The sequence below is a fragment of the Gemmatimonadaceae bacterium genome, assembly GCA_036496605.1.
Classification (GTDB): Bacteria; Gemmatimonadota; Gemmatimonadetes; order Gemmatimonadales; family Gemmatimonadaceae; genus AG2.
In genome coordinates this window covers 1-15761 of sequence record DASXKV010000061.1, presented here as the reverse complement: position 1 = coordinate 15761, position 15761 = coordinate 1, and the positions used below count along the sequence as shown (strand labels likewise).

The window sequence follows — 15761 nt, the reverse complement described above, 5'->3', positions numbered from 1 at the left end:
TGGCTCGTTAGGCCTGAGCGGGCTTCGGAAAGAGTGGCGCGCCTTTGCGCACCTTCCAACCGGCTGCGTCCAAGCCGGCGAGACCGTCGAAGCGCTGATCGGAAACGCGGCCGGGCGCGCCGAGCTGCCGCCACAGCTCTTCGGTCTTGCCGGGCGCGAATGGATGCAGCAGGACGCACTGACGCGCGAGTCCACGGACCACGGACGCGAGGACGTTGTCGAGATCGGTCGTCAGCGATGCGTCCTTCGCGAGCGCCCATGGCTTCGACGACTGGACGAATTCGTTGCCGCGCGTGACGCTCGCGAGCGCGCGTTTGACGCCTTCCTGCAAGAGATAGCCGCGCGATCCGTCCATGGCCGCGTGATACTCGACGAGGTCGGCGACGTCGGTGCGATCCAGCGGCGTAGGTTCTCCGGACGGGACCACGCCGTCGCGATACTTCTCGACCATCGCGATCACTCGGCTCGCCAGATTTCCCCAGCTGTTCGCGAGCTCGGAGGTGTATCGCTCGTCGAACCGCTCCCAGGAGAAATCGCCGTCGCCGTCGAACGGGATTTCACGTAGCAGGAAGTAACGAAGCGCGTCCGGGCCGTGCCGGTCGATCGCCTCGCCTAACGAGAACGCGACGCCGGCCGACTTGCTGAAGCGATCACCACCAAAGCTCATGAAGCCGTGCGCCCAGACCTGCTGCGGCAGTTCGACCTCTGCCGCCTGGAGCATCGCCGGCCAGACGATGCAGTGCAGCCGCGTGATGTCCTTGCCGATGACGTGCAGCTGCGCCGGCCACCGCTCTCGATAGTGTTTATCGGGAAAGCCGGCGGCAGTGAGGTAGTTCGGCAAGGCATCGAACCAGACCCAGGTACCCTGCTCTTCGCCCGTGCTCGAGCGAATGGGAAAGGGAATTGCCCAGCTCAGTCGCGAGCGCGTGATCGAGATGTCCTCGAGTCCCTGCGCGAGCAGCGCGAGCATCTCGTTGCGCCGCGACTCGGGCCTGAGAAAATCCGGACGGTCGGCGAAGAGACGGTCCAGGAAACCTTGATAGCGCGTTAGGCGGAAGAACCAGTTGCGTTCCTCCGTCCACTGCAGCTCGCGTGTCGGATGCAGCTCGCAGCGTCCGTCGACGATCTCGCTGTCGCGTTTGAACAGCTCGCAGCCGACGCAGTACCAGCCCTCGTACGTCTTCTCGAAGAAGTCGTCCGGATTCTTCTCGTGAATGCGCTCGATGAGCGCCTTCACGCCGCGCTTGTGGGCAGGGTCGGTCGTACGAATGAACTGGTTGTTGGAGATGCCCAATCGGTGCCACATCTCCTCGAACGTCGCGGCGACCCGATCGACGAATGCCTGCGGCGACACGCCGCGTTCCTCGGCCGCCTGACGCACCTTCTGGCCGTGCTCGTCCATTCCCATGAGGAAATGCACATCGTCGCCCGCGAGACGGTGATAGCGCGCGATGGCGTCGGCGCCGATCTTCTCGAGCGCGTGACCGAGGTGCGGGTCACCGTTCGCGTAATCGATTGCCGTGGTGAGATAGAATCGTGCCAAGAGAGAAGTCCTGTCAGTACAATGCCTAACGTTTGGGCCGCACGCGTTAGGCTTCGGGAGGCGTCGAATCCCCCGAGGCGCCGCCATCGTTCCCATCGCCGCCCGATTCGCCGCGTTCGCGGCCGGCGCGATTGCGCCGCCCGCCGCGACGACCGCGGCGCCGATGCGGTTTGCGTGCCGCATCGACGGCCGGTGTCGCTCCAGTGGCTGGAGTCTTGACCGGCTCCGCCGTCGCCGACTCGGCGCGAGGTGGCTCCTCGATGATGTCGATTGCAGAGCTTAGCTCGCCCTCGCCTTCCTCGTCGACGTCGGCGCGCACATCCACGGCCTCGTACTCATCGGTGACGGTCGGAATCGCAATCGGACCCCCTCCAACCGCGTCGAGCTCGAGCCGCAACTCGTCGAGGAGCACGACTCGCACCTCGCCATCCGTGCCGCGAAGCGTCACGCGTTCCCGAAAGATATCGTTGGCGACAACCTTCTCCTCGCCGCGCTGTGTGCGAACCGCCTTTCCTTCCTTCGGGAATCGCTTGCGTTGCTGAACGTAGAAGTCGTGCTCGTAGCGTAGACAGCACATGAGCCGCCCACAGGCACCCGAGATCTGCGATGGATTCAGCGAAAGCCGCTGATCCTTCGCGACGCCAAGGTTGACCGGCCGCAGCTCGGGCAGCCACGAGCTCGAGCAGTACTGTCGTCCACAGCGGCCGATGCCATCGAGGCGTTTGGCCTCGTCGCGAACGCCAATCTGCTTCAACTCGATACGCGTTCTGAACATCGCCGCGAGCTCGCGCACGAGATTTCTGAAATCAACGCGCTTTTCCGCAGTGAAATAAAAGGTGAGCTTCTTTCGATCCCACTGCCATTCAGCATCGGAGATCTTCATCACGAGCTGATTTGCCTTCACGCGCTCCATGGCCTTTCGGCGCGCGTCCTCGTCTTGTGCGCGAACCTCGCTGAACTTCCGGAGATCGTCGGCGGAGGCGACGCGTCGCACCTTCTTCGCTGGAGCAGCCGCGCCGAGGCCGTGAGCGGCGCCGGCACTGCGCTGTGCGGCCAGCTCGCCAACGGAATGCACACGCCCGAGATCCTCTCCCCGATCCGCGTCGACGATGACGGTCGCCGAGGGCGCCAGCGATTCGTCGGCTTCCCAGAGGAAGAACTCCTTGCGATTACCCTTGAACGCGACTTCGATGAGATGCGACATCCTTCAGAGACTGGAGATCGGTGCAAAGCGGGCGCGCGTATCGTGCGCGCCTACTCCACGAACTGGCCAAGACGTTGAAATTTCTCGCGCCGGCGCCTAACGAGTTTGTCCGGCTTGAAGCGGCGCAGCTCGTCGAGGTGACGGCAGAGCGCGTCCTGCACGGACTTGGCGGTCATTTCATGGTCGGCGTGAGCCCCGCCGAGCGGCTCGGGGATGATCTCGTCGATCACCCGCAACTCGTACAGATCAGGCGCGGTGATCTTGAGGGCCGATGCCGCCCTCTCGCGCATCTCCGGACTCTTGCCATCCTTCCAGAGAATCGCGGCGCATCCTTCGATCGTGATGACCGAATAGACCGAGTTCTCGAGCATCATCACGCGGTCGGCGACGCCCAGTGCCAGGGCGCCCCCTGAGCCGCCTTCGCCGATGACAGTAGCAATGATCGGTACCTCGAGACGGCTCATCTCGAACAGATTCCTGGCGATCGCTTCCGACTGGCCGCGTTCCTCCGCGCCGAGTCCCGCCCACGCGCCCGGTGTGTCGATGAAGGTCAGCACCGGGACGTGGAACTTCTCCGCCAGCTTCATCAGACGGAGCGACTTGCGATAGCCCTCGGGATGCGGCATTCCGAAGTTGCGGCGGAGATTCTCTTTGGTGTCGCGGCCGCGCTGGTGGCCGATGACCATGACCGTTTCGCCGTCGAGCCGCGCCCAACCGCCGATGATGGCGGCGTCCTCGCGAAAGAGCCGATCGCCGTGCATCTCGACAAAGTCCGTGAAGCAGAGACGGATGTAATCTTCCGTCAGTGGTCGCCTGTTGCTCCGCGCGACCTGAACGCGCTGAAGGGGCGTGAGATTCTTGTAAATCTCTTCCCGAAGCTCGGTGAGCTTCTTCTCGAGCGGCGCGATCTCCTCGGTAACGTTGAGTTGCTGGTCCCCGGCGAGCCGTTTGAGCTCGTCGATCTGCTTCTCGAGCTCGGCCAGTGGCTTTTCGAAGTCCAAAGTCGCTGTCGCCATCCAGAGTCCTCTCGCTCCTCACGCCCCGCGAACGAGGCGAACGCGCTCACTGCCGAGCAACGCCCGCAACTCGTTCAGCGCCGACTGCGTCGCGGCGAGTTTGAGCGATCGCGATCGCAAGCGCGCCCGTCCGCCGTTGCCATCACTCCACTGCACCTCGAGCGACGGCGCGCTCGATTGCGACGTCGAATGGGCCTCTATCACCGCGCGAACATCCCGCATCACGTCCGCAGCCAGTCCATCGCCCAGCGTCAGATCGAGCGCTACCGCCACTTGCCCGTTAAGCCGTAATTCGGCAAATGGGCTGACCGATTCAACGATGAACGTGGGGTTCTCGGCGTCCTGGTCGCGACGCGAGTACCCGCCCTTCAACAACACCGGAACATCCGTCCGGATGCGATCAGAGAGTAGCCCCCACGCCTCTGGGAACACCAGTACCTCGGAAGATCCCGAAAAATCCTCAACTGTCAACCGCGCGAACTCGGCCCCGGACCGTTTGCTGATCTGTTTCTTGATCGCCGTAACGACGACCCCGAGCGCGATCTGCTGGTCGTGCCAACGACCGAGATCAGCCACGTTGTGCGTCGCGAACAGCTCACATTCCAGGCGGAACGGCTCGAGGGGATGCCCCGAAATGTAGAAGCCGAGGATCTCCTTCTCTTTCGTGAGTCGCTCCGAATCGGAGAGCGGTGCGATGTTCGGCAGCGTGCGATTTGAGAACCCGTTGCTCGCGCCAGGGTCGGTGTCGCTGCCAAAAAGGGAAACTTGCCCGGCGGCACGCTCCTCCTGCTTGAGGGAGGCCTCCTGCAGCGCGCTGTCGAGCACGGCCCAGTACTGCGCGCGATGGCCGCCGACGTTGTCGAGCGCTCCCGACGCGATCAGTGCCTCGAAAACTCTTCGATTGCACAAACGCAAATCGACTCGTTCACACAGATCGAAGATCGACGTGAATGGTCCCTTCTCACGGCGCGCCGCGAGAATCGAATCGATGGCCGAACGGCCGACGTTGCGAATCGCGCCAAGCCCGAAGCGGATGCGCGTGTCGCCGACGACGGTGAACTTGTATCCAGATTCGTTGACGTCGGGCGGCAGTACCTCGAGGTCGAGCTCTCTCGCCTCGTTGATGAACTTCACAACGCTGTCGGTGTCGCCAATCGACGACGAGAGCAGCGCAGCCATGAATTCGGCCGGATGGTGCGCCTTGAGCCAAGCCGTCTGATAGGAGAGAACCGAATACGCGACGGAGTGCGATTTGTTGAATCCGTAGCGGCCGAACGTCTCGATCTGTCCCGCGAGCTCCTCGATGACGTTCCGACCGTAACCGCGCGCCACCGACTTCTCGATGAACTTTCCGAGCTCCTCGCGAATAAGGTCCGCGTCTTTCTTGCCGACCGCTTTACGCAGGACGTCGGCTTCGGCAAGCGAGATCCCGGCAAGGATCTGCGCGATACGCATGACCTGCTCTTGGTAGGTGATGACGCCGTAGGTCGGCGACAACACTTCCTCGAGCTCTGGGAGGGCGTACGAGACCGGCTCGTCGCCGCGCTTGCGCCGCTGGTAGACGCGATGCATTCCGGCGTCGAGCGGGCCGGGGCGCATCAACGCGTTCGACGCGACGAGATCGTCGAAGCGGTCGCAACGCATACTCCGCAGCATGTCCGTCGCCAACGGAGACTCGAATTGAAAGACGCCGGTGGTGCGGCCGGCGCGAAGCATGTGATACACCTTCTCGTCATCGAGCGGGAGCGAATCAATGTCGAGCGGCGCCGCGCCGCGCTCGTCGATTGCCTTGACGGCGTCGTGAATGACGGTGAGCGTCGTTAGGCCGAGAAAGTCCATCTTCAGCATTCCGGCCTTCTCGAGACAATTCATGTCATACTGGCTCACCACGACGGTCTCGTCGTTGATGTCGCCATCCTTCATCGAGCCGGAGCCCTTCGATGCCTGGGTGCAGATCGGGACGTAATCGTCGACCGGCCCCGGCGCGATCACGACGCCCGCGGCGTGAACGCCGGTGTGCCGCGACAATCCCTCGAGTGCGATCGCGTAGTCCAGGAGCTGCCGGTATCGATCGTCGGTCTCGTAGAGCTTCTTCACCTCCGCGATCTGCGCGACAGCGTCCTTCACCTCCAGCGAGAAGTTCGGCTGGTTGGGAATGAGCTTCGCGAGCTGATCGGTCTCGACCGGGGTGAATCCGAGCACGCGTCCGACGTCCTTGATGGCAGCGCGCGATTTCATCGTGCCGAAGGTGACGATCTGGCACACGGACTCGCGCCCGTATTTCTGCCTAACGTAGTCGATGACTTCGCCACGTCGCTCGAAGCAGAAGTCCACGTCGACGTCGGGCATCGACACGCGTTCGGGATTGAGGAATCGCTCGAACAGCAGGTCGAACTTCAAGGGACAGACGTTCGTGATCCCGAGCGCGTAGGCAACGAGGGAGCCAGCCGCCGAGCCACGACCCGGACCGACGGGAATGCCACGCTCGCGGGCCGCTTTGATAAAATCGTAAACAATGAGGAAGTAGCCGGCGTAGCCCGTCTTGTTGATCACGCCGAGCTCGTAGTCGAGGCGCTCCCTGACGTTGTTTGGGAACGGGTCGCCGTACCGTGCTTTCGCCCCCTCCAGCGCCAGGCGATTGAGCAGCTCGTTCTCGCTCGCGACACCCGTCGGAAGCGGGAAGGCCGGAAGGTGGTACTTCTTCGAGAACTCGAAGCCGACCTCGTCGGCAATCTTGAGCGTATTCTCAACGACATCCGGACGATCGGGAAAGAACTCCCGGATTTCCTGATGGCTCTTGAAATAGAGTCCTTCGTCGTAACGCATCCGGTCGCGATCGGCCAGGTCCTTGCCGAGGCCAATGCAGAGGAGAACGTCGTGCGCGTCGTGATCCTGGCGCTTGAGGAAATGCGAATCGTTCGTCGCGACAACGGGAAGACCGAGCTCCGTGGCGAGGGCGAAGACGCGAGGGTTCAGGTCGCGCTGGCCGGCCGAGTCGTGCGCCTGGACCTCGAGATAGTATCGATCCTTGAAGACGTTCGCGTACCAGGTCGCGGCCTCGACGGCGGCCCCGTGGTCATCACGTAGTAACGCGGTCGCAATCTCGCCAGCCATGCAGGCCGAGGACACGATGATGCCCTCGCTGTACCGCGCGAGCAGCTCGCGGTCGACTCGCGGCTTGGTATAGAAGCCTTCGGTGTACGCCAACGAGGAGAGCTTGACCAGATTGCGGTACCCGGTCAGGTCCCGAGCAAGCAGCACGAGATGATAGTACGGCTTCTGTGAGGCGCCGTTTGCGCGCGTGCGCGCGCGACGATCGCCGGGAGCGACGTACGCCTCCATCCCGATGATCGGCTTGAGCTTCGCTTTCCGGGCCTGCTCCTGGAATTCCCAGGCGGCGTGCAGATTACCGTGATCGGTAATCGCCAGGGCGGGCTGCTCGAACTCCTGGGCTCGTCGGATCAGGTCTTCGATCCGATTCGCGCCATCGAGGAGGGAGTATTCGGAATGGCAGTGGAGGTGTACGAAGGACATCGCGAGGAAGATAGCGACCGCCGTGCGACGAGGCAAAGAAAACGCTGCGTCGAGGTGATCGTCTAACGGCATATGGAGCAAAGTCTTATACAAATCGAGAGTGATCGGTGAGCGAGCCGGCGATTCGCGTCGAACGACCGGGCGAAGAAATACCGGCGCGAGCAGGGCGATCCGTGCGCAGAGTGGCGCGCGTCGCCGCGCGCGTGCTGGGTGTGCTGCTGCTCACGCTACTCCTCTACCTCGTGCTCGCACCAACGGGACGGTATCTCGTGCGCGCGGCCTGGGAGGAGGGGAAGATCCTCGCGCGACGACGGCCGATCACCGACATCGTCGCTGATTCGGCGACCTCGGTGGCGACGCGGCGAAAGCTGGAAATCGTGCTGGCAGCGCGCGCGTTCGCGAGCGAATCCATTCAACTGCGAGCGCGTCGGAGCTTCACAACCTTCAGTGGGCTCCAGCATGACACGCTCGTACTCGTGCTCTCGGCAGCCTATCGAGATCGGCTCAAGGCGTACACCTGGTGGTTCCCGATCGTGGGGCGGGTGCCGTACAAGGGTTTCTTCGATTTCGGGGCGGCGCGGACGACGGCGCGTTCGCTCGATCGTGAGGGCTTCGACGTTTACCTCAGGCCATCGCCGGCATTCAGCACCTTAGGGTGGTTCAACGACCCACTTGTTTCCACTTCACTCAATGCTGATTCGATCGATCTGGCGAACACCGTCATTCACGAGCTGACGCATAACACGTTCTATGCGCCGGGTCAGGCCGTATTCAACGAGTCGTTCGCGAATTTTGTCGGGGCGCGCGGATCGGCCTGGTTCTTCAGGTCACGCAACCAGCCTGACGCCGCGGACGAAGCCGACGCGCGCTGGAGCGACGACCGGGTGATGGCGCGCTTCTGGGAGCGGCTCTATCACTCGATCGACTCGGCGTACAAGGCGCACCCGGGCGACGATTCGACGCACGTGCGGGAGCGCATCGCCGCGCGTGACACCGTGTATCACCAGGCGCGCACGGAGCTCGTCGAAGTGCTGGGACCGCAGCTGCACACGATCGGGCCGCGCGTGCTCGAGCGGATGCGGCTCGACAACGCCGCGTTGATGGCGCGTCGGATCTACCTCACCGATCTGGATCTCTTCGACGCGGTGTGGGCGCGCGAGGGTCAGGATCTCAAGAAGACGATCAATCGGATCATAGCGCTGGCGAAGTCAAAGCCGAAGGATCCGTTCGGGGCGCTGCGCGAATGGGTGGCGAAGACGCCCGCGATGCGAGTCAGCTCACTCGACAATGTGGTCAGCTGACTGAGCGCGGTGGTCAGCACACATCACCACTCGGCCACTTTGCCGAGCGGCGCGTGCAGCTGACCGTGCGCCTCGGCCACCTCACGAGTCGGTCTCGCCACCTCGCTGATCCCCGCGGCCAGGCGAGCGAGACACGTGGTCAGCGCATCGGGCAGCTCGGCCACTTCATCGGGCCGCGCCGCCACTCGACGAAGCGTGACGGACAGCTCACCGAGCCGAGTGGTCAGCTCACCGAGCCGAGTGGCCAGCTCACCTGGCGGCGCGGTTAGGCGACCGAGCGAGTCGGCCACCTGATCGTACCGGCCGGCCAGCTGACGAGGCGCCGTGGTCAGGCGACGCGGCGACGCCGCCACTCGAGTGAACCAGCTCGCCACTTGACGAAGCGCCCCGCCCATCTGAGCGATCCGGCCGGCCACTTCATTGTACCGAAAAGATACCGGAAGATGCCTCACGGTTCGCCGCCGCGATGCGCGCGCCATCTGTGCCGTCGCCCTCGGAATGAGGCTACTTCGTGAAGCGCGACTTGAGGATCGCTCGGAGATCGATCGGTGGATGCTCGGGCGTCGGCGCTTCCGGTGCGAGAGCAGCATCCTCGCCGAGGACGTACCGCTGCATCTTGGCGCGCACGCCACGGTCGAGAAAGCGCGACAGCTGGTCCATCGAATAATCCGCGCCTCGCCGCGTGTTGTACACGTTGAGTGGATACGACACGACGAGATGGTTCCGCGCCCGGGTCATGGCGACGTACATCAGCCGACGCTCCTCCTCGAGCTGATCGTCGTCGGCGGTGGCGCGGGCGAGCGGAAAGAATCCGTCCACCGCCCACATGAGAAAGACGGCGTCCCACTCCTTCCCCTTCGCGCTGTGCGCGGTGCTGAGCACGAGCGCGTCGTCTTCGGCATCGCCGCCAAGCGCGAGATCCTGCGTACTCTGCGGCGGCTCGAGGGCGATCGCGGAGAGAAACGCGGCACGATTGGGATAACCACTCGCGATGACGCGGAGCTGTTCGAGGTCGGCGAGCCGTGCTTCGGGACGATCGTAGCGTTCGCGGAGAATGTCATCGTACAGCCCACGAATCGCCTCGATCTCCGCGCCGACGCCGGTGCCGAGCGATTCCTGCTCGCCGCGCGTGGCGCGCGCGCGGAGGGAGCGGAGCAAGGCGACGAGACGCTCGTGTGCTTCACGAGCGCGCTGCGGCGGCAGCCAATCATAAAAGGCGTCCGCTTCCCAGCCGCGCTCCGTGATCGAGGCGATCGCCGCGCGAGCCGTCACGTCTCCAATGCCGGGCATGAGCATGAGAATGCGATACCAGCTCACGTCATCGCGTGGATTCTCGATCACCCGAAGAAACGCGAGGACGTCCTTCACGTGGGCGGCCTCGAGGAACTTCAGGCCGCCCCATTTCTCGAACGGGACCCGCCGATTCGACAGCTCGATCTCGAGATCGGCCGACATGTACGCGGCGCGAAAGAGCACCGCGATCTCGCGCAACGGCGTACCCTCCTCGTGCAGCTCGAGCACGCGGTCGACGATGAACTTCGTCTGCTGCTGCTCGTCCCTCGCGGCGACGAGCCATGGGGCTTCCCCGCCGGTGCGATGCGTCCAGAGGTTCTTGGTAAATCGTTGCTCGGCGCGGCTGATGAGCGTATTCGTAACGTCGAGGATCGGTTGGGTGGATCGATAGTTCTGCTCGAGCGTGACGAGGTGCACGCCCGGAAACTGCTTCGGGAAATCGAGGATGTTGTGGATGTTCGCGCCGCGGAACGAGTAGATGCTCTGGGCGTCGTCGCCGACGACGGTGATGTTCTGGTGTGTGCGACACATCCCGCGGAGAATGCGCGCCTGCGTCAGGTTGGTATCCTGGTACTCGTCGACGAGGATGTGATCGTAGAGCGCGGCCATGCGGTCGGCGAGCGGCACGGAATGCTCGAGCATCAGCTGCCAGAAGAGGAGCAGATCGTCGTAGTCGACGAGATTACGCTCGATCTTCCGGCTCGTGTACTCGGCGAAAATGCGGAGGACGTCGTCGGTGTAATCGGCGAACTGGGGCATCTCGCCGCCGAGAATGTCCTCGACGGGAATCTCGGTGTTGACGTGGCGCGAGTAGATCCAGTGGAGGGTTTCCTTCTTCGGGAAGCGCTTCTCCTGCTTGCCGTAGCCGAGGTTCGCTCGCGCTAGGCCCATCAGGTCCTCGGCGTCACCCTCGTCCATGATCGAGAAGTCCTTCGGCAGACCGGCGGACTGGCCAAAAGTTCGCAGCAGTCGATTCCCCGTGCTGTGAAATGTCCCGCCATGCACATGGCCACTGACGACGCCAACGAGCCGCTCGGCGCGTGTGAGCATCTCGTGCGCGGCGCGGCGCGTGAATGTGAGGAGGAGAATGCGCTCGGCCCTCACGCCGCGTTGCAGCAGGTGCGCGACGCGGTAGACGAGCGTGCGCGTTTTTCCCGTACCGGCGCCCGCAACGATGAGCAGGGGACCGTCGCCGTACGCGGCGGCAGCCGCCTGCTCCGGATTGAGCTGCGATGTGAGATCGTCGAGCGAATGCTCGTTGGCCTCGGCGACCGCATCAGGCTCGCGCGGACGGTAAATTCGCGGCCCGTCCGCCATGCTCAACGAATGGCGCGCGCGGCCGCGATGGTGGTCGGCGTCTGGAGAGTGGCGGTGAGGTCGTCAGGCGCCATACGCCGGGGCGACAACCCGAACGTCACGCCGGCCTCGGCGACGACTGCGTTCGCGACCGAGGCAACGCTCGGTGGATCGTTAGGCAGCTCGGCGTTTACCGACGTCATCGTCACCGACTGGATGCCACAGGGGACGATGAGATCGAAGTAGGCGAGGTCCGTCGCGACGTTGAGGGCGAATCCGTGCCAGGTGACCCAATCGCGGGCATGAACGCCAATGGACGCAATCTTCCGGTTCTCGATCCAGACACCCGTGTAGGGAGGATTACGACCGGCGATCAAACCGAAGGCAGCAACGCCGTCGATGAGTAATTGCTCAACCTGGCGCAGGTACCAATGGAGGTCCCGGCGGTGGCGCTTGAGGTCGATGATCGGGTAGCCGACGAGCTGCCCCGGTCCGTGGAACGTGACGTCGCCGCCGCGCTCGACCTCGAACAGTTCGACGCCGCGCTGCTGGAGGTACTCGGGCGTGGCGAGCATGTTGGCACTCTTCGACGAGCGGCCGAGTGTGATGACCGGCGGATGCTCGACGAGCAAGAGCACATCGTCGTCGATCTCGCCGGCGATGCGCGCACGGGCGACCTCGCGCTGCAAAGCGAGTGCGTCGGCGTAGGGCAGCCGACCAAGATCGACGACGAGAAGCTCAGGCACTAGGCGTGAATCATCATCCCCATCGAATCGAGCGCCGCTTCGGCGATCGCTTCGGCGAGGGTTGGATGGGCGTGAATCGCGAGATCGACTTCCTCGACCGTGAACTCGTTCTCGCGCACGACCGCGAGCTCGTGGATCAACTCCGTCGCGTGCGCGCCGATGATATGGGCGCCGAGAATCTCGCCGTACTTCGCGTCGCGAATGATCTTGACGAAGCCCTCGGTCTCACCGGATGTCCGCGCGCGGCCGTTCGCCGAGAAATTGAAGCGGCCGACTTTGTAGTCGAGCTTCTTGTCCTTGCACTGCTGTTCCGTGAGACCGATCGACGCGACCTCGGGATGGCAGTATGTCGCATTCGGAATGTTGCCGTAGTTCACGCCATGGGTGTGCTTACCGGCGAGTATCTCGGCGACGGTAATGCCCTCGCGTTGCCCCTTGTGAGCCAGCATCGGCGGACCGGCGACATCACCGATTGCATAAATACCAGGCGTGGTCGTGGCCATCTTGGCGTCGATCTTGACGAAGCCGCGCTCGGTGAGCTGCACGCCCTGCTCCTTGAGGCCGATCTCCTCGATGTTCGGCGCCCGACCGGCCGCGATAAGTACTTTCTCAACCTCGAGACTCTTCTTCTCGCCTCCGACCTCAACGGTCATCGAGACGGAGCTTTTCCCGACTTTCACGTTGCCGATCCTGGCGCCGGTGAGCACGTCGATCTTTCGCTTCTTGAATGAGCGCTCGAGCTCCTTGCTGCAGTCCCCGTCCTCGAGAGGCAGTATGCCAGGCAGCACCTCGATCAGTGTCACCTGCGTCCCGAAGGCGTTGAACACGTCGGCAAACTCACAACCGACGGCGCCGCAGCCGACGATCGCCATTGTCTTCGGAGCATTCTCGAGGATCAGCGCTTCGTCAGACGAGATCACGGTCGTCTTGTTGAGCTCCAGTCCGATCTGGGGGAGGCCCTTCACGCGAGAGCCCGTCGCGATGACGATGCCCTTCTTGGCCTCGTGCTTCTCCTCCTTGCCATCGGCGGTCTTCAGCGTGATGGCATTCTTGCCGGCGAGCTTTGCGGCGCCCTTGAGCCAGGTGATCTTGTTCTTCTTGAACAGGAACTCGACGCCTTTCGAGTTCTGTTGGCTCACGGCGCGGGAACGCTTCATCGCGACACCGTATTCAAGCTTGATGTCCCCGACCGTGACGCCGAACTCCTTGGCGTGCTGCAGCCGGTTGGCCATCGCCGAGGACTCGAGCAGCGCCTTCGCTGGAATACATCCCCAGAGGACGCAGGTACCTCCCAAACCTTCTCGCTCAACGACGGCCGTCGAAAGACCGAGTTGGGCGCTCCGAATTGCACCTACATAGCCGGCGGGGCCGCCGCCGATAAAAATCACGTCGAACGAGGCCATGGTTCCAATGTTCCTCAAAGAGTTCGAAAGTCGTCGCCGCGCGGGCGAACCGACGGCGGCCCCGAAACATATTCGCGACGTCCACCGCGGACTATTGGAGCTCGTGACGAGCGCGCCTTGCTCGAGATCATCCCGCGCACTAGCGTAGCGCTCATGCCGTCCTCACGAGCGTGGACCAGGGCGATCAGCATCTCGGCGCTCGGCGTCAGCTTCCTGTTCGATTGTGCCATGCTCGCGCGCGCGCAGGCAACGACGCAGGGCGCACCCTCCGTTCCGACAGCGAAGCTGATTGGGACGGTCACGGACACGAGCGGCGTTCCGCTGGTGCAAGCCGAGATATGGCTCATCTCGGTGTCCACGCTGCGGACGGTCACGGATGACTCGGGACGATTCGAGCTGTCGGGCTTACCTGCCGGCGCGGTCACGTTCGGCGTCCGCCGGCTTGGATTCCAGTCCGCAACATTCTCCGCCGTCCTCAAGCCGGGCAAGACGCATCGCGCGACTTTTCCGCTCACGCCGTCCGTGCAATCGCTCGCGGAGGTGAAGGTGCAGGATACGGCGTCGACCTGGCTCGCGCTTTTCGATGAGCATCGCTCGACGAACCGAGGCACCTTCATCAAGCGAAAGGACTTCGAGAACCAGAATCTGCGCATCGCGACTGACATTCTGCGTCGTGTGCCCGGAGTGCAGATCGTGCCGACGCGCACCGGCACCGTCGTACAGATGACGCGCGGCGCTGGCGCGCGGCGCTGCATGCCGCAGTTATACGTTCACCAGACGCCGTACAGCGGCAACTTCGACGATTTCACGCCGGACGACATCGAAGCGCTCGAGGTGTACGTCGGAATCTCGGAGATTCCCCCCGAGCTCATTACCTTGGGCCGTCCGATCTGCGCCGCGATCGTGATCTGGACGCGCGAACCGCCGCCGAAGAACCGCGGTGGGTAAAGGGTCGAGGGTACCCTCTGCCCTCTACGCCACAAGCATTAACGGGTTCTCGATCATCCTGCCGAGCGTCTGGAGAAAGCGCGCGCCGACGGCGCCATCGACCGCACGATGATCGCAGCTCATCGTGAGGCGTAGGCGCTTTCGGATCGCGATCTCACCATCAACGACGACCGCTTTGTCTTCCGCACGGCCCACGGCGAGTATGGCGGTCTCTGGCGGATTGATGATCGCCGTGAACTGATCGATGCCGTACATCCCGAGATTCGAGACCGAGAACGTCGATCCGGTGTACTGCTCGGGCTTGAGCCGCCGGTCGCGTGCGAGCTTCGCGAGCTCCTTGACCTCCGCGGAAATCTGACGCATCGACTTTTGGTTGGCGTCGAAGACGACTGGGACGATGAGACCGTCGTCCGTCGCCACGGCGACGCCAAGGTGAACGCGATTGAACATGCGAATGCGATCGCCGAGCCAGTGCGCGTTGACCTCGGGGTGCTGCGTCAGCGCGGTCGCGACGGCTTTGAGCAAGACGTCGTTTACCGAGACCTTGAATTCGTCTCCGAGTGACGCCATCGCCTTGCGCATGTCATCGATGCGGCCGAGATCGTACTCCGCCGTGAGGTAGAACGTCGGAATCGGCCCGATCGACTCGGACAGGCGACGCGCGATCGTCTTTCGAATTTGCGTAAGTGCCAGGTCTTGAAAGTCGCCCTCGCGCGATGGCGCAAGCGGAGCGCGTGGCGCTGGTGGCGCACCGGCGCTCACCGCAGCGGCCGCCTCGATATCGCGCTTGATGATGCGGCCCCCAGGACCGCTACCGCGGAGCTGCCCGAGATCCAATCCCTGTTCAGTTGCGAGACGGCGCGCAAGAGGAGACGAACGCACACCGCCGTTTCCGGTCGGCGGTTGTGACGGTCGCGCAGGGGATGCAGCGGGCGCGCGTGATGCACTCGCGCCGGCCGGTGCCGATGCGGCAACCTTTTGTTGCGGTGGCGCGGACGCCTCGCCCTGCGCCTCGTTAGGCCCGCGCGGAACGGACGACGTGCCGGCCGCTTCACGCGTCTGCGCGACGACCTGCTCCGGATGTTGTCCTGTCGGCGCTGCGGGAGCGGCGGCTGGCGCCGCTCCGCCGGCTTCGGCGAGAATGGCGTCGATATTCTCATCAGGCGCAGCGATGACGCCGAGGAGCTGGGCAACGGGCCGGGACTCACCCTCACCGACCAATCGCTTTCGCAGGACGCCGTCGCCGCGGGCGACGAGCTCCATGACGGCTTTGTCAGTTTCCACTTCGGCGAGGACATCGCCGCTCTTCACGGCGTCGCCTTCGTTCTTCAACCATTTCACCAAGCGCCCTTCTTCCATCGTGGGCGAGAGCGCTTCCATGAAAACCTTCGTAGCCATGAAGAGCCGGGGCTAGGGGATGGGTGCTAGGGGCTAGGGGCTAGGGGCTAGGGGCTAGGGGCTAGGGGCTAGGGGTAGA

Annotated in this window: 11 protein-coding genes; 2 read left to right on the top strand and 9 right to left on the bottom strand. The window is 63.6% G+C overall.

The window, feature by feature from the left end:
- Positions 1–7 precede the first annotated feature (7 nt).
- From metG to dnaE, 4 genes are read right to left on the bottom strand one after another with little or no spacing between them, the layout of a single operon-like run.
- Entirely contained in the window at positions 8–1630 is a 1623-nt protein-coding gene (metG, locus tag VGH98_23820; GenBank protein ID HEY2379029.1) for a methionine--tRNA ligase, read from the bottom strand.
- Positions 1590–2747: a regulatory iron-sulfur-containing complex subunit RicT gene (gene ricT, locus VGH98_23815; GenBank protein HEY2379028.1), complete on the bottom strand. Its 1158-nt coding sequence runs from the start codon at positions 2745–2747 to the stop codon at positions 1590–1592. Before ricT ends, metG begins: the two co-directional genes overlap by 41 nt.
- Positions 2748–2797: 50 nt before the next feature.
- Entirely contained in the window at positions 2798–3763 is a 966-nt protein-coding gene (locus VGH98_23810; protein HEY2379027.1) for an acetyl-CoA carboxylase carboxyltransferase subunit alpha, read from the bottom strand.
- 18 nt (positions 3764–3781) lie between these two features.
- The gene (gene dnaE / locus VGH98_23805) at positions 3782–7297 is read right to left on the bottom strand and encodes a DNA polymerase III subunit alpha (protein ID HEY2379026.1); all 3516 of its coding nucleotides are present in this window, start codon (positions 7295–7297) and stop codon (positions 3782–3784) included.
- A 107-nt stretch (positions 7298–7404) separates the two neighbouring features.
- On the opposite strand from dnaE, the gene VGH98_23800 reads away from it, so the two are divergent.
- Positions 7405–8598, top strand: a complete 1194-nt coding sequence (locus tag VGH98_23800; GenBank protein ID HEY2379025.1) for an aminopeptidase — start codon at positions 7405–7407, stop codon at positions 8596–8598.
- Between the two features lie 23 nt (positions 8599–8621).
- On the opposite strand, the gene VGH98_23795 is transcribed toward VGH98_23800, so the two are convergent.
- Genes VGH98_23795 through lpdA form a run of 4 tightly spaced genes read right to left on the bottom strand, consistent with a single transcriptional unit; the run spans position 8622 to position 13336 of the window.
- Entirely contained in the window at positions 8622–9050 is a 429-nt protein-coding gene (locus VGH98_23795; GenBank protein HEY2379024.1) for a hypothetical protein, read from the bottom strand.
- Between the two features lie 52 nt (positions 9051–9102).
- Positions 9103–11208, bottom strand: a complete 2106-nt coding sequence (locus tag VGH98_23790) for an ATP-dependent helicase (protein ID HEY2379023.1) — start codon at positions 11206–11208, stop codon at positions 9103–9105.
- 2 nt (positions 11209–11210) lie between these two features.
- On the bottom strand, positions 11211–11933 hold the full coding sequence (gene lipB, locus VGH98_23785) for a lipoyl(octanoyl) transferase LipB (protein HEY2379022.1): 723 nt from the start codon (positions 11931–11933) through the stop codon (positions 11211–11213).
- Entirely contained in the window at positions 11933–13336 is a 1404-nt protein-coding gene (gene lpdA, locus VGH98_23780; GenBank protein ID HEY2379021.1) for a dihydrolipoyl dehydrogenase, read from the bottom strand. The genes lipB and lpdA overlap by 1 nt, the downstream gene beginning before the upstream one ends.
- A gap of 153 nt (positions 13337–13489) precedes the next feature.
- Between lpdA and VGH98_23775 the strand changes: the two genes are divergently transcribed.
- Positions 13490–14284 carry a TonB-dependent receptor gene (locus VGH98_23775; protein HEY2379020.1) on the top strand — a complete coding sequence of 265 codons (795 nt, stop codon included), beginning with the start codon at positions 13490–13492 and terminating at the stop codon, positions 14282–14284.
- Between the two features lie 24 nt (positions 14285–14308).
- Here the strand turns inward: VGH98_23775 and VGH98_23770 are convergent, their stop codons facing one another.
- Entirely contained in the window at positions 14309–15682 is a 1374-nt protein-coding gene (locus VGH98_23770; GenBank protein ID HEY2379019.1) for a dihydrolipoamide acetyltransferase family protein, read from the bottom strand.
- Positions 15683–15761 lie beyond the last annotated feature (79 nt).